The following is an 18,373-nucleotide window of genomic DNA, read 5'->3' on the forward strand; positions in this document are numbered from 1 at the left end:
ATTCTATTCAAAATAGATCAAAATGTCCTTAGTAATATAAATAAAAAGGCCACCTAAGTGGCCTTTAAGTAATTAAAATGACTTAGTGATGGCTAGATAATTCACGCTGTGCTGCCCTCGCTTCATCAAATCTTGCAAGTTTTTCCAAGTCCTTATCTTCTAAGAAGATGGGTAGTGGCTTGTGTTTTTCTGCAAGGTAAGAATAGATAACTGGCAATACAAACAATGTGAATATCGTACCAATGGCTAGACCAGCAACGATAACTATACCAATACTGAAGCGTTGAGCAGCACCGGCACCAGTTGCATACATTAGCGGAACCAGACCTGCAATCATTGCAGCTGTTGTCATAAGAATTGGACGAAGGCGAACTTTCGCCGCTTCCATTACCGCTTCTGTACGGGTCTTTCCGTGTAGCAATTGCTCTTCTTTAGCCACTTCACATATCAAAATACCGTGCTTGGTGATTAAGCCAACAAGGGTAATCAAACCGACTTGAGAGTAAATATTCATGGAGGACAAACCCCAAGCCAAGGCGACTAATGCACCACAAATTGCCAGTGGTACAGATACCATGATGACTAACGGATCTCTAAGCGATTCAAATTGAATTGCTAACACCAAGAATATGATGGCAAGTGCAAGTCCAAAGGTTGTAAATAACGAACTTCCTTCTGTAACATATTGTCTCGATTCACCCATGTAATCATGTGTGTATCCGTCAGGCAACTTAGTTTCCGCGATATTTTCAAACCAAGCAATGGCATCACCCATTGGAATGATGGGCACTGCACCAATGGTTGCCGAGTTAAGTTGGTTGAAGTGCGGAAGCGACCTAGGTTCAGCGATAACATCAATACTGATCAAGCTACCAAGCGGAACGGCTTTACCAGAAGCAGAACGAACGTAATAGTTGTTCATTGATTCAGGATTAAGTCGATACTTACGTTCTACCTGTGGAATAACTTCATAGGAGCGACCATTTAAATCAATTCGATTAACATAACCATCGGCCATCATAGTACTTAACGTGACACCAATGTCTTGCATGGTGACGCCGTAAGCGCCTGCCTTGTCTTTATCAATACTGATTTTCATTGTCGCTGAATCGTAATTCAAATCAATATCTGCATATACGAAACTAGGACTTTTTATTGTTTCCATAAGTACTTCGGTTGCTATTTGGAATAAGCTTTCAAAGTTGTTAGGAGTATTGATAACAAACTGAACTGGCAGACCAGAGCCTGCACCAGGTAGTTCAGGCATCTGGAATGCGATTACATTCATAGCAGGAACTTGTTTAATCAACCCAGTTACACGTTGTGTAACTTCAGCCTGACTTGCTTCACGTTCACTCCAAGGCACCATTGACGCGATACCAAATGCCTGGTTTGAACTTGGTACACCAACAAATACCTGTGCATAAGAGACTTCCGGTTGATCAGCCAGTATCTGATTGACATCAGCCATCGATTTTTGCAAATAGTCTAGGTTTGCATTTGATGGACCTGTACCCATCAACATAACAATACCTTTATCTTCAGAAGGTGCTAATTCACTTGGGATCAGCTTAAACAAAACTGGTAAAACACCGAAGACGATGACAGCAAAAATAAGAATTACTGGACGTGTTTTCATTACAGCGCTAAGCATTGAGACGTATACATTAGTTAAGCCATCAAGTGCTTTGTGTACAGTTTCTTCGAATCTGCTTGGTTTTTCGTTAGCTTTAAGCATCTTCGAACACATCATTGGAGATAGTGTTAAAGCAATAATACCGGAAACAAAAACGGCGCCAGCAAGTGTCAATGCAAACTCTTTAAACAAAGATCCTGTAATTCCTCCCATCATTGCTATTGGTGCGTATACCGCGCCTAAAGTCAATGTCATTGCAATAACAGGCATTGCAATTTCTCGAGTACCTATAATAGCAGCCCTAAACGGGGATTCGCCCAACTTTAAGTGTCGATCTACGTTTTCCAAAACAACAATGGCATCATCTACAACAAGCCCGATTGCAAGCACCATGGCTAGTAATGTCATTAAGTTCCACGAGAACCCCATTATCTGCATTACCATCGCAACACCAATTAGAGACAGTGGGATAGTAACTATGGGGATTATTACTGCACGCAATGAACCCAAGAATAAGGTAATAACCACTATTACAATGAGTGCAGCTTCAGCAATAGTTTTTATAACTTCATTAATGGATTCATTAATCGCAACTGTAGAGTCATATAGAACATTCATCTCAATGTTGCTAGGCATGTTCTGTCTAAGAGTTGGTAAAATGTCTAATACACCTTTTGCTATGTTGATCGGGTTAGCGCTTGGTGCTGCGTTAATAGCAACAACAACTGCTTCTCGTCCATTAGCATTAGCTCTAACAACGTCATGGCTTTTTTCTCTAGTGACATTTGCAACATCACTCAAGCGAACCAGTTCGCCTTCTTCTTGTTTGACGACTAAACGCTTAAGTTCTGCCACACTTGAAATTTGTGTATCCGCACTACCGTTATAAATAACAAACTCGCCGGTAGATTGGCCCGTTGCCGATTGATAGTTGTTTGAGTTGAGTACACCCATGATTTCAGGAGCGGTAATACCTAATGCTGCCATTTTCGCAGGGTCTAACCAAATACGCATTGCATATTTAGACCCACCGTAATGATCTACACTGGCGACTCCGCTAACTGAAAATAGTTGGGGATCGATAACTCTTTCAAGATAGTCAGTAACTTGACTTGAAGCTAACTCCTCACTGGTAAAACCAATATAAAGTACTGCTGTCGTTGAACCAGTAGACATCGTAACCGTTGGATCCTCTGATTCACTTGGTAGTACAGACCTTACGGAGTTTGATTTTGCAAGAATATCTGATAGAGCAGCATTGGGATCAGTATTAAGCTTCATGGTCACCGTAATGGTAGAAGTACCCAAAACTGATTGAGATGTCATGAAATCAATATTATCGGCTTGTGCGATTGCTTGTTCTAAAGGTTGTGTAATAAAACCTTGAATAAGATCTGCACTGGCTCCGTAATAACCAGTTGTGACAGTGACAACTGTATTCGTCATTTCAGGGTATTCGCGTACCTGCATTTTGAATATTGCTTGGAACCCAAGCAAAGCAATCAAAAAGCTGATAGATACCGCTAAAACTGGACGTTTTATGAATATGTCAGTAAAGCGCATTTAATCCCCCAATTACAGCATCGGTGTTTCAGCAGGAGGAGTAAGTGCATCATTCTCCACTACTTTAACTTTGGCGTCGTTACTCAAGCGGACTTGGCCTGATGTGACAATTTCATCACCAGCTTTAACACCACTTAGGATGTGTGCTATATCATCCTTGCGTTCACCAACATTGATAACTTGTTGCTTAACACGTGTGACGCCATCTACGTCAGTTAGCACATAAACATTGTCGCCATATAGCGTAAATGTAATGGCAATCTGAGGCAGAACTACTTGATCCTTTACTGTCGGTAGAATGATGTCTGCACGTGCAAACATACCGCTTCGAAGTTTACCGCCATTATTTGGAATATCAGCTTGGACTTCTATTAAACCACTTTTAACATCAACAGCAGGTTCAATTGCAGAAATAGATCCGATAAACGACTCTTCTGGATACGAATCTACTCGAATATCCATTTCTTGGCCGATATAGATGCGAGAAATATCTGTTTGGGAAACGGTAAAGCGAAGGCGCATTACACTAGTGTCTTCAAGTCGAACAATATCATCACCGGGCTGTAGATATTCACCTAAGAACACATTTCTAATACCTACAACACCATCAAACGGAGCTGAAATTTCGCGTCTGTCTATTGATGCTTCTAAAGATTTAATATCGGACTGTAGAGAGAAATATTCAGCTTCTGCAGTATCATAAGACTCTTTAGATACGGAGCCTTTTTTATATAGACCTTTATAGCGTTTATATTTGGCTTCTGCTGCTGGTAAACGAGCTTTTGAGCTATTTAAGTTGGCTTTTTCTACTTCAGTATCAAGAAGAACCAATTTCTGCCCGGTCTTCACGGTTTCACCCGAATCAAATTCAATCTTGTCAATGACGCCATTTGATTCAGTGGTTAAGGTGACACCTTGATTAGGCTCAATAAAACCAATTGCTTGAATGGTCGGTATCCAGTCGATTGAGTCGACTTTGATGGTGGTGACTGGAAACTCCTGTTCAGGAGCGTTAGCCATTCTTTCACCCATTTTTTGAAAATCTGTCAATTTTTTATAAATGACAGTTCCAAAAAGTAAACCCACGATAACCAACATACCCAAAAACCAAAAAATGGTTCTTCTCTTCATTCTGTTGAACTCCGAAATTAATGATTAATTAAAGCATCCCAGCTTGCGTCGATGGCTTGATTAATTGCCTCTTCGTCAATCTGAGAGCAGTTTTTTCTTTGTCTTCTAGCCAGCGCAGCGCTAGATTCAATACTTACACTCGATAAAATGTCGTTATCCAATGGTTTAAAAACTCCTTGAGCTTTACCTTCATTGAACATTTGATCAATTTTATAAAACATCTTTTTTATTTTTAACGCATCTTGATCACTCTGATTCGAACAGAGCAGTTCAAAAAGCATATGGCTTTTGATGGCATTTTTAGTTTTAGAAAAGTGCCAAATGTTTAGCCATATAGTGGTGTACTTTTCTTTCAATTGCATGTCATCGCTAAGGCCAGCTTGAATAATATCTGCTGTTCTTTGAGTAACATGAAACCGAGTTTCCTCGATTAAATGTTCTTTATCGTTAAAATATCTGTAAATAGTCCCCGCAGCTACACCTGCTTGTTTGGCCACTTTTTGCATAGATAGTCCGTGAATCCCCTCTATCGCCACTAATGATTCCGTTGCGTTTAAAATGAGTTCTCTCTTATCTGTACCTTCGGAAGACATATTTAGCCTAAAAATGAATGAACGTTCATTCATTATCTCACTTTGTTGCAATAATTCAATGAATAAACGGTCTCAATTGTGATTAATACTCTCATCGTAACCTTGCAATAGCATTATGAGGGTCAGAATACTATTATAGGTCTGATTTCTTATCCGCACAGTAGAGTAGTAAAAATGAAACTAAACCCGGCGCAAGATGAAGCGGTTAAATTTGTCTCAGGACCATGTCTGGTACTTGCGGGGGCTGGATCAGGTAAAACTCGTGTGATTACTAACAAGATTGCTTATTTGGTACAGCAATGCGGACACAAGGCACGAAATATTGCTGCGGTGACCTTTACTAATAAGGCCGCAAGGGAAATGAAGGCGCGTGTTGGGCAGACTCTAAGCAAACAAGAGTCAAAGGGGCTAATGGTTTCCACATTTCATACATTAGGCCTAAATATTATTCGAAAAGAGTACAAAATACTCGGGCTGAAAGCAGGCTTTTCATTGTTTGATGACCAAGACCAGCTTGCTTTACTTAAAGAACTCACTGAAGAGCAGTTGGATGGTGACAAAGATTTATTGAGGCAATTGTTAAGCACCATATCTAATTGGAAGAATGATATGCTAACACCAGGCCAAGCCAAGTCTTATGCGAAGTCGGAACAAGAGACAGTATTTGCAGATTGTTTTGATGCCTATCAAAAGCAGATGAAGGCCTATAATGCTCTGGATTTCGACGATTTAATTTCAATGCCCGTATCCTTACTTAAGACCAATGAAGATGTTCGCCAGCGCTGGCAATCACGTATTCGCTATTTATTGGTTGACGAATATCAAGACACGAATACCAGCCAGTATGAACTGGTTAGGTTATTAGTGGGAGAGAGAGCTCGCTTGACCGTTGTTGGCGACGATGATCAATCTATCTATTCTTGGCGCGGAGCCAAACCTCAAAATCTAATATTACTAAACAAAGATTACCCAGATCTACGGGTGATAAAACTAGAGCAAAATTATCGATCTACAAGTCGAATCTTAAGAGCTGCAAATATATTAATTGATAACAACCCACACGTATTTAAGAAGACGCTTTTCTCTGAAATTCCTGATGGCGAAAAACTCAAAGTACTCATTGCTAACAATGAAGATCATGAGGCAGAAAGGGTTACAGGTGAAATTATTGCTCATAAATTTCTTAATCGGACTGAGTACAAAGATTACGCCATTTTATATCGTGGTAATCATCAATCCCGACTGATTGAAAAATCACTCATGCAGAACCGAATCCCGTATAAGATTTCTGGAGGGACCTCGTTTTTCTCACGTCCTGAAATTAAAGATATTATGGCGTACCTAAAAGTGATGGTTAATTCTGACGACGATAATGCATTTTTACGAATTGTTAATACCCCAAGAAGAGAGATTGGCCCGGTAACATTAGAAAAGCTTGGTACCTACGCAAACATGAGAGGAAAAAGTCTTTTTGAAGCGAGCTTTGAACTTGGGTTAGAACAACATTTATCAGGCCGAGGATTAGAATCACTTAGAAAGCTCACCAGTTGGATAGTCGCAATTTCAGAAAATGCAGAAAGAGGCAATACCGTAGAAGCGTTGCGTTCATTAGTACGTGATATTAATTACGAAGATTGGTTATATGAAACATCTTCAAGTGCGAAAGCGGCCGAAATGCGAATGAAGAATGTGTCCGAATTGTACAGTTGGATTGTCGCTGACCTTGAAGGGGACAATTATGATAAAGAGGTAAAAACACTCAAAGAGGTTGTTTTGCGTTTAACTCTTAGAGATATGATGGAACGTGGAGAAGATGCTGATGACGCTGACCAAGTTCAGTTAATGACATTACATGCTTCCAAAGGACTTGAGTTTCCATTTGTTTATTTGATGGGAGCTGAAGAAGGAATCCTTCCACATCAAACGAGCATCGATGAAGAAAATGTAGAAGAAGAACGACGTTTGGCTTATGTCGGTATTACGCGAGCACAGAAAGAGCTCACTTTTACGATGTGTAAAGAGCGCCGACAATTTGGAGAGCTGATCAAACCTACTCAAAGTCGATTTTTAGATGAACTCCCATTCGATGATGTCGAGTGGGAGAGCACGAAGAAAAAAGAGTCGCCAGAAGAGCGTATGGCAAAGGGACAAGCACACATTGCTAATATCCGAAATATGTTCAAAAAATAAATTGATGTCGAAAAAAAGGGCTAACCTTAGGTCAACCCTTTTTACAAATCTAAAGTTTTACCTGTAGAGATTACATTCCTTCAGTTAAGAACTTAACTGCTGCAATAACTTCGTCATCACTACAGTCCATGCAAGAGCCTTTGGCAGGCATAGCATTAAAGCCCTGAAGTGCATGATTAGTTAGTACATCCATTCCTTGTGCAATTCTAGGTGCCCACTGTTCAGCGTTCCCTTTTATTGGAGCGCCAGCAGCACCAGTAGCATGACAAGCTGTACAGTAAGTATTATATACTGCAGGCCCATCGCGAGGTTCAGTACGTTCTGCCACTACAGGTGCGGCACCTGCAAGGTAAACATCACCGACTGGTTTAATGCGTTCTGCAATAGCATCGTATTCTTTATCACCTACATTTGTTGCTAATGTTCCAGCTGAAAATGTAATTGCAGCGAATAGTACGCCGATCATTCTTAGAGACATATGTTTTAGCTCACTTTACAGTTATTGTTTTTATTGGGCTTTGTGTTCAACAAATTTGTTAGAGTGTTCAGGTAAAAAAAGACAATTTGAAAACACATTGTTAATTTCGTGTGAATTTCAGGAGATTATATCCTGTTAATTTACTGCAATAAATACTAAGATCGCCATGATTAGCGCTTTATCACATCCTAACTGCTGAAAAAGACAACAATTAATAAAAAAACTGTAAAAAAAACTAGACTGAGAAAGGCGATATACGTATTATTCCACTCCGCCGATGGGGCATGCGCCCGTAGCTCAGCTGGATAGAGCGTTGGCCTCCGGAGCCAAAGGTCGAAGGTTCGAATCCTTTCGGGCGCACCAAATTCCGGAAGTGTCAGATGTTGGCGGTAGAAAATTAGTGGTGGCTATAGCTCAGTTGGTAGAGCCCTGGATTGTGATTCCGGTTGTCGCGAGTTCGAGTCTCGTTAGCCACCCCATTTATTTAAAAAGCTTAGATGTATTATTATCTGGGTTCAAAAGCAAGATTTCGGTGAATAGCGCAGCTTGGTAGCGCATCTCCGGTTTTGGAATAGCGGACCAGAGGGTTTGTTTTCAAATAAAAAATTTCGGTGAATAGCGCAGCTTGGTAGCGCATCTGGTTTGGGACCAGAGGGTCGGGGGTTCGAATCCCTCTTCACCGACCATTTTAAAAGCCTCGTCCCAAGACGAGGCTTTTAATACTTTTAGTGGTGGCTATAGCTCAGTTGGTAGAGCCCTGGATTGTGATTCCGGTTGTCGCGAGTTCGAGTCTCGTTAGCCACCCCATTTATTTAAAAAGCTTAGATGTATTATTGTCTAGGTTCAAAAGCAAGAATTCGGCGAATAGCGCAGCTTGGTAGCGCATCTCCGGTTTTGGAATAGCGGACCAGAGGGTTTGTTTTCAAATAAAAAAATTTCGGTGAATAGCGCAGCTTGGTAGCGCATCTGGTTTGGGACCAGAGGGTCGGGGGTTCGAATCCCTCTTCACCGACCATCTTTAAAAGCCTCGTCAATAGACGGGGCTTTTTTACATCTGTAGTGAGTGGAGCTTGGTAGCGCATCCGGTTTTGAAAAGAGCGGGACCAGAGGGTCGGGGGTTCGGCTTTCTTGTCATTTTATGATGATGATTACCTTTAAAATTAGAATTTTAACTCGTGATAAACGTCGTATATTTTTATTGTGGGCACGTATTATATAATTTGCTCTATTCATTTTGTTATCACGAAATATCTGCAATTTTTCTATTCTGGCCTTATAAGCTGCTTTGTATGGTTATATTAGTGTCATGAGCTGCTTTTTAACTATATATTGGTTTATGTTTCTTTTTTGTTAAAGTTTTCTGGTTTTAAATATTTAATTAGATATGCATGGGTAAACGAATCTATATTTGTTATATTGAGTCAGATCTAACGTTAAATGCTTTTAAATAAGGATTTTAGAGACTATTGCAGAGTAATTGCATAATCCATAAATCGTTATAATTGTATAAAAAATGAATAATTATTGAATCTACGTGCTTTAAAAATGTCCGAATACGCGTTTTTATACTATATATGTTGCTTTTTAGTGAAATATTTGCCAAATTCGTCAGTTATTAGATTATCAGGGCATTATTCTGGTAATGAATGGAATCAATTTGCAGACAGGGCAGTTAGCGCCGTGGTCGAGGTCTGGTAATGTCGCTTTTAGAAGTTAAAAACCTTCGGATCGAGTATCCGTCAAGGCATGGTGTGCATGCAGCAGTAAAAGATCTATCGTTCAGTATTGAACGTGGTGAAATTGTTGGTGTTGTTGGTGAATCAGGTGCAGGTAAGTCCACGGTTGGTAACGGTGTTATTGATCTGTTGAGCCCTCCTGGCTTTATTGCTGGTGGTGATGTCTATCTCGATGGAGAGAAGATATCCGGTTTAACCAATGAAGAAATGAGGAAGGTTCGAGGTTCAAAAATCGGGTTTATTTTTCAAGATCCAATGACTTCTCTTAATCCGCTATTTACGGTAGAGCATCAGCTCAAAGAGACGATTCATGCCAATATGAAAGTCTCGGATGCAGAAGCATACGAACGATCGTTATCTTTGATGAATCAAGTAGGGATTCCTCAGCCCGAGAATAGACTTAAACAATTTCCACATCAGTTTTCTGGTGGCATGCGTCAACGTGTTGTTATCGCGATTGCGTTGGCTGGTGAACCTGATCTTATTATTGCAGATGAGCCAACAACGGCTCTCGATGTCTCTATTCAAGACCAGATCCTAAGTTTAATTCGCGAACTGTGTGTTACCAACAATGTCGGTTGTATGCTAGTGACTCATGATATGGGTGTAGTATCAAATGTGACTGATAAAGTCGCGGTTATGTATCGTGGTGATTTAGTTGAGTTTGGTAAAACGGATAAAGTATTGGGCGATCCCGACCACTCTTATACTCGTAGCCTAATTTCTGCGGTTCCTCGCTCAGACAAAAAACTCGATCGTTTCCCATTGGTTAGTTATATCGAAGAAGCTGGTGAGATGGCGCCTCTCGATGTTAAAAATCACTGGTTAGGTCAAAGCCAAGATGAGAGACAATACACTGGACCTCTTCTTAATATAGAAAATGTAAACCTACGTTTTATTACCAAAGATTCTCTTTTTGAAAGTCGTCGAGAGTATGTTCAGGCTTCCAATGATGTCAGCTTTGAAGTTTTTGAAGGTGAGACGTTTGGTTTAGTGGGTGAGTCTGGTTCTGGTAAATCGACGATTGCTCGTATTATTGCTGGGTTGTATAGACCGAACTCTGGCAAGGTTACCTTTGAAGGTATCGATCTAACGGGTCTAAAGTCAGAAAAAGAACGTAGACCAATGCGTCGCCAGATGCAGATGGTATTCCAAAATCCTTATACTTCAATGAATCCAAGGATGAAAATCTTTGACATTATTGCAGAACCTATCCGCTTCCATAAGTTGACTCGTAATGAAACTGAAACCCGAGAGATAGTTCATGACTTACTGGATCATGTTGGCCTAGGTAGAATGGCAGGTCTAAAATATCCACATGAATTTTCTGGTGGCCAACGTCAGCGTATTTCAATTGCTCGAGCATTAGCAACGAGACCTCGTTTGTTGATTTGTGACGAGCCTACGTCGGCACTTGATGTTTCGGTTCAAGCACAAATTCTTAACTTGCTGAAAGATCTGCAAGATGAATTAAATTTAACTATGCTATTTATCAGTCATGATTTGCCAGTAATTCGTCAAATGTGTGATCGTATTGGTGTGATGCAAATGGGACAACTTTTAGAGGTCGCCCCAACAGAGCAATTATTTAATGACCCTCAGCATGAATATAGTAAACATTTAGTGGCTCTTATGCCGGAGTTTACTGGGCTGAGAGAAGATATAGCGTGATTTTTTGTTAGTTGAGCCTCCGTTTTGCTTAGCTAATGATTAAAGCTCTTGAGCGTTAATGCTCTAGAAGACAATAGATAGAAGCAAATACAACAAACAGGGATATGATTTCCCGCATAAGGAGTTATGCAATGAAAACCATTAAGACCAAATTAACAGTTGCTTTGATGGCCGCAGGCCTAAGTTTTAGTGCAGCTGCTGCAGATATTACCGTTGCCTACGATGCTGACCCGGTATCTCTTGACCCGCATGAGCAGTTATCTGGCGGTACACTGCAAATGTCTCACATGGTATTTGATCCTCTAGTTCGTTATACACAGAAGTTAGATTTTGAACCTCGTCTAGCAACTAGCTGGGAGCGTCAAAACGATACGACAGTTCGCTTTAACCTACGCAAAGGTGTTAAGTTCCATTCTGGCAATGAAATGACAGCTGATGATGTTGTTTGGACATTTAAGCGTCTTAAAGATTCTCCAGATTTCAAAGGTATTTTCACACCTTACAAGGAAATGGTTAAAGTTGACGAGTACACTGTTGATTTAGTTACTAATGGTCCATATCCGCTAGTACTTCAAACGGCTACTTACATTTTCCCAATGGATAGCAAGTTCTATTCAGGTCAAACAGCAGAAGGTTCAGACAAAGCTGAATTGGTTAAGCACGGTAGCTCATTTGCGTCTACAAACGTTTCAGGTACAGGTCCATTTGTCGTTACTTCTCGTGAACAAGGCGTTAAAGTTGAGTTCTCTCGATTCAATGACTACTGGGATACAGAGTCGAAAGGTAATGTAGATAAGTTGACTCTCGTACCAATTAAAGAAGATGCGACACGTGTTGCTGCACTTCTTTCTGGTGACGTCGATATGATTGCTCCAGTAGCACCAAATGACCACAAACGTGTTCAAGATGCAGACGGTATCGATCTAGTGACGCTAGCAGGTACACGTATCATCACTTTCCAAATGAATCAAAGCAGCAACGAAGCACTGAAAGATGTGCGTGTTCGTCAAGCCATCGTTCATGCAATTAACAATGATGGTATTGTTAAAAAAATCATGAAAGGTTTCGCTACAACGGCTAGTCAGCAAGGGCCTGAAGGTTACGCGGGTTATTCTGCTGACCTAATGCCTCGTTACGATCTTAAGAAAGCGAAAGCACTTATGAAAGAAGCGGGTTATGAGGATGGCTTTACGTTATCCATGATGGCACCAAACAACCGTTATGTGAACGATGCTAAAGTTGCTCAAGCCGCTTCTGCGATGCTATCTAAGATTGGTATCAAGGTTGACCTTAAAACGATGCCTAAAGCGCAGTACTGGCCTGAGTTTGATGTATGTGCAGCAGATATGATGATGATCGGTTGGCACTCAGATACAGAAGATTCAGCTAACTTCTCTGAGTTCTTAACAATGACTCGTAACGAAGAGACAGGTCGTGGTCAGTATAACTGTGGTCATTACTCAAACGCAGACGTTGACCGTATGGTTGAAGAGTCAAACGTAGAAACAGACCCTGCAAAACGCGCGAAGATGCTACAACAGGTGGAAGCAACGCTTTATAACGAAGCGGCGTTTGTTCCTCTACATTGGCAGAACCTAGCGTGGGGTGCGAAATCTAATGTTGATATCGCTCCTATTGTTAACGCAATGAACTTCCCATACTTTGGCGACCTAGAAGTTAAATAAGTATGAGAATTAGGTGTGTAGTTCTATTTTCATCTCAGTAGCGCTCAATTACTAACGTAAACGGTGCGATTGTTTTTGAAGTAGGATGACACGTCAGCGTCCGAATGTGTTATTTGGTCGTAATTAGCTTTGTGGTACTCAACCTTATTTCAGTCGGGTTGAGTGCCATTTTTAAACTGAAGACTGACTGAAAGACTTCTTTTCGAAGAATATAATGGAATATTAAGGGGCAAGGGATGTTTTCGTTTCTGGTCAAGCGCCTGTATCAGGCACTGATAGTGATGTTTGTGATCAGTTTAGTGGCATTTGCCATCCAAGATAACTTGGGAGACCCGTTGCGTGAACTGGTTGGCCAGTCTGTTTCGGAATCGGAACGTCAAGCTTTGCGTGATGATCTGGGATTAAATGATCCGTTTTTTACTAAATACGCTCGCTTTGTAGGTAATGCTATACAAGGTGATTTCGGCACGTCTTATTTTTATAAAAAACCAGCCGCTGACGTAATATTGAATAAATTAGTGGCAACACTGGAGTTGGTTTTTGGCGCGGCATTAATTATTGTACTCATGTCGATACCACTCGGTGTTTATTCTGCTATTCATCCTAAAAGCATACTGACAAAAATGGTAATGGCATTCAGTAGTATTGGTATATCGATACCGGTGTTTCTTACGGCAATTATGTTGATGTATGTATTCTCTATTGAGTTGGGCTGGTTACCTTCTTACGGTAGGGGTGAAACCATGAACCTACTTGGTTGGGAGTCAGGGTTCTTTACACTTGATGGTTTAGCGCACCTGGTTTTACCTTGTGTTTCATTGGCATCGATTATGCTGCCATTATTCATCCGTTTAGTCCGTTCTGAAATGCTTGAAGTCTTGAGCTCTGAATATATTAAATTTGGTCGAGCTAAAGGGTTATCTTCAAAGAAGATTTATTATCAACATGCCCTTAAAAATACAATGTTGCCAGTATTAACGGTTGGCGGTGTTCAGATTGGTACTATGGTGGCGTATACCATCCTTACGGAAACCGTATTTCAGTGGCCTGGAACGGGGTTCCTTTTCTTAGAGGCAATTAACCGCGTAGATACACCGTTAATTACCGCATATGTAATCTTTGTAGGTTTGGTATTCGTGGTGACAAATACAATTGTTGACCTTATGTATGGTCTGATTAACCCGACTGTTAACTTAACTGGCAAAGGAGCATGATAATGGAACAATCTAATGTTGTCCCAAGCCGTTGGGAGCGTTTCAAGCAGTCTGATTTTCTGTATTATTTCTTGCGTGACAAAGTAGCGATGTTTAGTTTTGCCGTATTCATGGTATTTCTAATGATGTCGATAGCCGCGCCGTTATTAGCGCCGATGGACCCATACGATTTAACGTCTATCGATATTATGGATTCTGAGCTTCCTCCTTCTTGGATGGAGAATGGTGATTCTAAGTTTGTGCTAGGTACCGATGAGCAAGGGCGTGATATCTTATCCACTATGCTTTACGGTTCGCGACTTTCTCTTACTATCGGTTTTTTCGCAGTAGGATTGCAGTTATTTCTAGGCATTATTATAGGGCTGTCGGCAGGCTATTTTGGTGGTCGTATTGATAGCTTCTTAATGCGTTTTGCTGATGTACAGCTCTCTTTTTCAACCATGATGGTTGCGATTATCGTATCAGCAATATTTAAGGCGAGTTTTGGTAGTGATTTTTATAGCCAATATGCGGTCCTAATGTTGGTGGTGATTATCGGTATTGCAGAATGGCCGCAGTACGCTCGAACTATTCGAGCCTCTGTTCTTGCAGAGAAGAATAAAGAGTATGTAGAAGCAGCACGAGTGATGGGTTTTCGATCGCCTCGAATTATGTTCCGTCATATTTTACCGAACTGCCTATCACCTATTTTGGTTATCTCAACGGTTCAGGTTGCAAACGCAATCATGTCAGAAGCGGCTCTTTCCTTCTTAGGATTAGGTTTACCGGTTGATCAACCCTCTTTAGGTGCACTAATTAGTATCGGCTTTAATTACATTTTTTCTGGCGCGTGGTGGATTACTGCATTCCCAGGTTTTGTATTAGTGACACTTGTTTTAGTGATTAATTTGCTCGGAGACTGGTTAAGAGACGTATTTAATCCTAAAATTTACAAAGGGTGATCCAAAACGATTGATCTCTAACCATAAAAGTTCCTAAACTAAGAGTCGCTATTATTGCGACTCTTTTTTTTAGAGCGTATCGGTATCAAGTAGGCAATATGATGAATATAGAGATAACAATATGAGTATGATTTCTGCTAGAAAACTGGTGGTTATGGTTTTTTGTTTAAGCTTGGCTATTCCATCTCTAGTGAGCGCCGCTGATGACGAGTATATCTGTGAGGCAAAACAGAACTCAAAGAGTGAATTACCGGTTCTTTCGCAAGATTGTCCTGTCGGTAATGGAGTATGGGGGTCTGCTCCTGTTGTTGATGACGGATTATTTTGGATTCAATGTGGGTTCTTTAGTGAGGCTCAAACGATCAGCGAGGCACAGCCGATATACAAGGTGGTATCCACAGATGTATGGGTAAAACCTGAGAAGAAAGGTTATCGCTGTCTGGTGGGGCCTTATGAACAATATTCTGTTGCACAAGCGGATCTGGTTAACCTAAAAAAGCTGAATTCGTATAACGAATCTTTTATTCGTAATGCAACCTCAACTAAAGCGACAAAAACAACGACGGCAACACAATCAGCAACAAAAAAGACATCACCTAAAGCTCCCGCTAAAAAGCTTCCCGTTTCGGCAGCTCTAGCCCCTGTGGCGGCTAATTCTATTGAACAGGCATCAATGTCTAAAAAAGCCCCCAAAGCGGCAGAGAAGAGCATTAAAGCATCTGAAACCGTCGTTGCACGTAGAGATGTGAAAATTGGTGACAAATATTATGCTATTCCATTTTTAATGGATGGGTATGATCAGTTTTATATGGAGTACGGTATTGCGTGGAATCGCCTAAACTATGAACGTGCAATGGAAGTTTGTGAGTCTCAGCAAATGCGTTTGCCTACCGCGGATGAATGGAAGTTGTTGATAGACTCTCAAGTCATGAGTAAAAAACAGTGGCCACTGCATTTGCCGTATTGGGGAATGGATAAGCAAGGGTTGTTTACTAGCGGTAAAGTAACGCAACTTACAGGAACATCGTTATTGAATGTGGTTTGTGTAAAGTAAGGGTTTAAAAAAGGCTCTAATCGGAGAGATTAAAGCCTTTTTAATAGTAGCAGTTCGTTACGTCATGGTAACGAACTCTTCTGAACCCGTTGGATGTATCGCTACAACACTATCGAAATCGGCTTTGGTTGCGCCCATTTTGATAGCAACCGCAAAGCCTTGAATCATTTCGTCTACTGTGAAGCCAATACCATGTAAGCCGACAACTTTTTCGTCGTCTCCAGCACAGACCAATTTCATTTTACAAGGTTGACGATGTTGGGTTATCGCGGTGTACATTGCTGTAAAACCTGACTGATAAACAGTTACGTTCTCTTTGCCATATTGAGCAATAGCCTCAGGTTCAGTAATCCCAATGGTGCCAATAGGTGGGTGGCTGAATACCACGGTAGGGACAAGATCGTAATCCATTTTTGCCGTGGGCTTATTGTTAAATAGACGCTCAGATAATTGACGACCAGCTTTAACGGCTACAGGGGTTAGTTCAATACCACCTTCCATAATGTCACCAACACAATAAATGCCTTTCACATTGGTTTCTTGGTACTCATCAACTTTGATGTAACCGCGATCGTTAAGTGCAACACCAGTCACGTCTAAGTTGATAGTATCCGTTGCTGGGTGGCGGCCAATCGCCCAGATTAACGTATCAACATTGTGTGCTTTACCGTTTTCCAAATGCAGGGTTAAGCTGCCATCGGTTTCTTTTACAATCTCTTTAGGGATGGATTGAGTATGTAAAGTAGGGCCTTCTTGCGCCATTACTTCAACCAACGTTTCTATAATCATTGGATCAAAGCTGCGGATAGGGGATTGTTTACGAACAAATAGGTCCGTTTTTGACCCTAGTGCGTGTAATACACCTGCAATTTCTACCGCTATGTAACCAGCACCAATAACCGCAACACGCTTTGGTTGTTCTTTTAGTTCGAAGAAGCCATTTGAATCAATACCATATTCGGCACCAGGGATGTTCGGAATGCTTGGACGACCGCCAACCGCGACGAGAATATGTTCTGCGGTATAAAGCTCGCCGTTTACTTCAATGGTCTTTTGGTCGATAAACTTAGCGAAGCCTTTGATCACTTCAATTTTGTTTTTGCCAAGTACATTATCGTAAGATTGGTGAATACGGCCGATATACGCTTGACGGTTCTCTACTAATTTACCCCAGTTAAGCGCTTTAGCCTCAACATCAAAACCATAGTCTTCCGCATACAAATGGATTGCTTCCGCCACCTGAGCACCATGCCACATTACTTTTTTAGGCACACAACCAACGTTTACGCACGTTCCACCAAGGTCTTTTGCTTCAATCAGTGCAACTTTAGCGCCATGCATAGCCGCACGATTAGCAGAAGCTATACCGCCACTACCGCCACCGATACAGATGTAGTCAAATTCTTTCGCCATTATGTTCTCCAATCTTTTTTTGATTTTTTCAATGTTTCTATAGTAGACCTAACATAAAGAGCATGCGAGCAAGCTCTTCAATGGAATTATCATTAGATATATCTAATATATATATGGGGACCTTTTACTCAGGTACAATCCAGTTCACTTTATAATGACCGGTAATCGGCGCAATGGTTTCTTTTAAAAATGGGAGAATTTTTTCCATCTGACTTTCCAACTTCCAAGGAGGGTTAATCACTATCATGCCAGACGCGGTCATACCACGTTCGTTTGTATCTGGTGATACCCCAAGCTCGATCTGAAGAATATTTTTAATGCCAAGAGACTCTAATCCTTTAAACATATCTTCAATGTCAAATCGATTTACCACAGGATACCAAATGGCGTATGTCCCATTTGCCCATCGCTTATGGCTTTGAGCAATAGCATTAACGACATCGCGATACTCTTTCGCCAATTCGTAAGGTGGATCAATTAAGACTAAACCACGTCGCTCTTTGGGTGGTAAGCTGCCTTTTAAGCGTTGAAAACCGTCTTCTTTGTATATTTTCACTTGGCGATCACGGTGGAACTCTTGTTCTAACAAAGGATAATCACTTGGATGAAGTTCCGTTAGAATCATTCTGTCTTGTGACCTCAGTTGAGCGCGAGCTATCCTTGGTGAACCAGGATAATAACGGAGTTCATTGTTATCATTAAGAATACGGATAGCGTCTAAATAACTTTGAATCTCCTCAGGATTTGAATCTTGTTGCCAAATTCGAGAGATACCTTGTTTATATTCACTGGTTTTTTCAGACCATTCATGAGTAAGATCGTAACGACCAACACCAGAGTGTGTATCGTGATAGACAAAAGGCTTCTCTTTTTGTTTTAGAGAATCAAGAATAAGGCTCTGTACTATGTGTTTTAGTACATCTGCGTGATTTCCAGCATGGAAACTGTGTCTGTAACTTAACAAATTAGGCTCTCTGTATGCGCATGAGTGTGATAAACAATTTATTTTCAAACCTTTTCATTATACGCCACTATTGAAAATTCTATAAGCCGCCTACATTTAGATAT

12 protein-coding genes and 5 tRNA genes are annotated in these 18,373 nt (G+C 40.9%); 11 read left to right on the plus strand and 6 right to left on the minus strand.

Translation table 11 applies throughout. The features are described from left to right. Nucleotides 1–82: 82 nt before the first annotated feature. Genes L3V77_RS00170 through L3V77_RS00180 form a run of 3 tightly spaced genes read right to left on the minus strand, consistent with a single transcriptional unit; the run spans nucleotide 83 to nucleotide 4,923 of the window. Nucleotides 83–3,199, minus strand: coding sequence for a multidrug efflux RND transporter permease subunit (locus L3V77_RS00170; RefSeq protein WP_275135228.1), 3,117 nt, complete (start codon nucleotides 3,197–3,199; stop codon nucleotides 83–85). A gap of 12 nt (nucleotides 3,200–3,211) precedes the next feature. Beyond that, nucleotides 3,212–4,330: an efflux RND transporter periplasmic adaptor subunit gene (locus L3V77_RS00175; RefSeq protein WP_275135229.1), complete on the minus strand. Its 1,119-nt coding sequence runs from the start codon at nucleotides 4,328–4,330 to the stop codon at nucleotides 3,212–3,214. Between the two features lie 17 nt (nucleotides 4,331–4,347). Then, nucleotides 4,348–4,923 (minus strand): TetR/AcrR family transcriptional regulator, encoded by a 576-nt coding sequence (locus L3V77_RS00180; RefSeq protein WP_275136654.1) that lies wholly within the window; start codon nucleotides 4,921–4,923, stop codon nucleotides 4,348–4,350. 174 nt (nucleotides 4,924–5,097) lie between these two features. Here L3V77_RS00180 and rep point away from each other — a divergent pair, with 174 nt between their 5' ends. Further along, nucleotides 5,098–7,113 carry a DNA helicase Rep gene (rep, locus tag L3V77_RS00185; RefSeq protein WP_275135230.1) on the plus strand — a complete coding sequence of 672 codons (2,016 nt, stop codon included), beginning with the start codon at nucleotides 5,098–5,100 and terminating at the stop codon, nucleotides 7,111–7,113. A 70-nt stretch (nucleotides 7,114–7,183) separates the two neighbouring features. Here rep and L3V77_RS00190 read toward each other — a convergent pair whose 3' ends face one another. Further along, nucleotides 7,184–7,591 carry a cytochrome c5 family protein gene (locus tag L3V77_RS00190; protein WP_331275668.1) on the minus strand — a complete coding sequence of 136 codons (408 nt, stop codon included), beginning with the start codon at nucleotides 7,589–7,591 and terminating at the stop codon, nucleotides 7,184–7,186. A gap of 286 nt (nucleotides 7,592–7,877) precedes the next feature. Here L3V77_RS00190 and L3V77_RS00195 point away from each other — a divergent pair. From L3V77_RS00195 to L3V77_RS00240, 10 genes are all read left to right on the plus strand, one after another. Continuing rightward, nucleotides 7,878–7,954, plus strand: a tRNA-Arg gene (locus L3V77_RS00195). Nucleotides 7,955–7,994: 40 nt separating this feature from the next. After that, nucleotides 7,995–8,070, plus strand: a tRNA-His gene (locus L3V77_RS00200). 130 nt (nucleotides 8,071–8,200) lie between these two features. After that, nucleotides 8,201–8,277 (plus strand) — tRNA-Pro (locus L3V77_RS00205). A gap of 45 nt (nucleotides 8,278–8,322) precedes the next feature. Then, nucleotides 8,323–8,398, plus strand: a tRNA-His gene (locus L3V77_RS00210). Between the two features lie 131 nt (nucleotides 8,399–8,529). Next, nucleotides 8,530–8,606, plus strand: a tRNA-Pro gene (locus tag L3V77_RS00215). A 682-nt stretch (nucleotides 8,607–9,288) separates the two neighbouring features. Further along, complete coding sequence (locus tag L3V77_RS00220; RefSeq protein WP_275135231.1) at nucleotides 9,289–10,998, plus strand: ABC transporter ATP-binding protein; 1,710 nt, start codon at nucleotides 9,289–9,291, stop codon at nucleotides 10,996–10,998. 131 nt (nucleotides 10,999–11,129) lie between these two features. Then, nucleotides 11,130–12,683, plus strand: a complete 1,554-nt coding sequence (locus tag L3V77_RS00225) for an ABC transporter substrate-binding protein (protein ID WP_275135232.1) — start codon at nucleotides 11,130–11,132, stop codon at nucleotides 12,681–12,683. Nucleotides 12,684–12,919: 236 nt separating this feature from the next. Next, entirely contained in the window at nucleotides 12,920–13,897 is a 978-nt protein-coding gene (locus tag L3V77_RS00230; RefSeq protein WP_195704781.1) for an ABC transporter permease, read from the plus strand. Between the two features lie 2 nt (nucleotides 13,898–13,899). Further along, nucleotides 13,900–14,838 carry an ABC transporter permease gene (locus tag L3V77_RS00235; protein ID WP_195704782.1) on the plus strand — a complete coding sequence of 313 codons (939 nt, stop codon included), beginning with the start codon at nucleotides 13,900–13,902 and terminating at the stop codon, nucleotides 14,836–14,838. Between the two features lie 121 nt (nucleotides 14,839–14,959). Continuing rightward, complete coding sequence (locus L3V77_RS00240; protein ID WP_275135235.1) at nucleotides 14,960–15,892, plus strand: SPOR domain-containing protein; 933 nt, start codon at nucleotides 14,960–14,962, stop codon at nucleotides 15,890–15,892. Between the two features lie 57 nt (nucleotides 15,893–15,949). On the opposite strand, the gene gorA is transcribed toward L3V77_RS00240, so the two are convergent. Continuing rightward, nucleotides 15,950–17,305 (minus strand): glutathione-disulfide reductase, encoded by a 1,356-nt coding sequence (gene gorA, locus L3V77_RS00245; RefSeq protein ID WP_275135236.1) that lies wholly within the window; start codon nucleotides 17,303–17,305, stop codon nucleotides 15,950–15,952. 124 nt (nucleotides 17,306–17,429) lie between these two features. Continuing rightward, a complete protein-coding gene (locus L3V77_RS00250; protein WP_275135238.1) occupies nucleotides 17,430–18,269 on the minus strand; it encodes a 23S rRNA (adenine(2030)-N(6))-methyltransferase RlmJ in 840 nt (279 codons plus the stop codon). Nucleotides 18,270–18,373 lie beyond the last annotated feature (104 nt).

The sequence above is a fragment of the Vibrio sp. DW001 genome (genome assembly GCF_029016285.1).
Taxonomy (GTDB): Bacteria; Pseudomonadota; Gammaproteobacteria; order Enterobacterales; family Vibrionaceae; genus Vibrio.

Excerpts from the sequence above, each read along its gene's own strand:
- L3V77_RS00170 (WP_275135228.1), bottom strand. The coding sequence starts at position 3,199 with ATGCGCTTTACTGACATATTCATAAAACGTCCAGTTTTAGCGGTATCT.
- L3V77_RS00175 (WP_275135229.1), bottom strand. The coding sequence starts at position 4,330 with ATGAAGAGAAGAACCATTTTTTGGTTTTTGGGTATGTTGGTTATCGTG.
- L3V77_RS00180 (WP_275136654.1), bottom strand. The coding sequence starts at position 4,923 with ATGTCTTCCGAAGGTACAGATAAGAGAGAACTCATTTTAAACGCAACG.
- rep (WP_275135230.1), top strand. The coding sequence starts at position 5,098 with ATGAAACTAAACCCGGCGCAAGATGAAGCGGTTAAATTTGTCTCAGGA.
- L3V77_RS00190 (WP_331275668.1), bottom strand. The coding sequence starts at position 7,591 with ATGTCTCTAAGAATGATCGGCGTACTATTCGCTGCAATTACATTTTCA.
- L3V77_RS00220 (WP_275135231.1), top strand. The coding sequence starts at position 9,289 with ATGTCGCTTTTAGAAGTTAAAAACCTTCGGATCGAGTATCCGTCAAGG.
- L3V77_RS00225 (WP_275135232.1), top strand. The coding sequence starts at position 11,130 with ATGAAAACCATTAAGACCAAATTAACAGTTGCTTTGATGGCCGCAGGC.
- L3V77_RS00230 (WP_195704781.1), top strand. The coding sequence starts at position 12,920 with ATGTTTTCGTTTCTGGTCAAGCGCCTGTATCAGGCACTGATAGTGATG.
- L3V77_RS00235 (WP_195704782.1), top strand. The coding sequence starts at position 13,900 with ATGGAACAATCTAATGTTGTCCCAAGCCGTTGGGAGCGTTTCAAGCAG.
- L3V77_RS00240 (WP_275135235.1), top strand. The coding sequence starts at position 14,960 with ATGAGTATGATTTCTGCTAGAAAACTGGTGGTTATGGTTTTTTGTTTA.
- gorA (WP_275135236.1), bottom strand. The coding sequence starts at position 17,305 with ATGGCGAAAGAATTTGACTACATCTGTATCGGTGGCGGTAGTGGCGGT.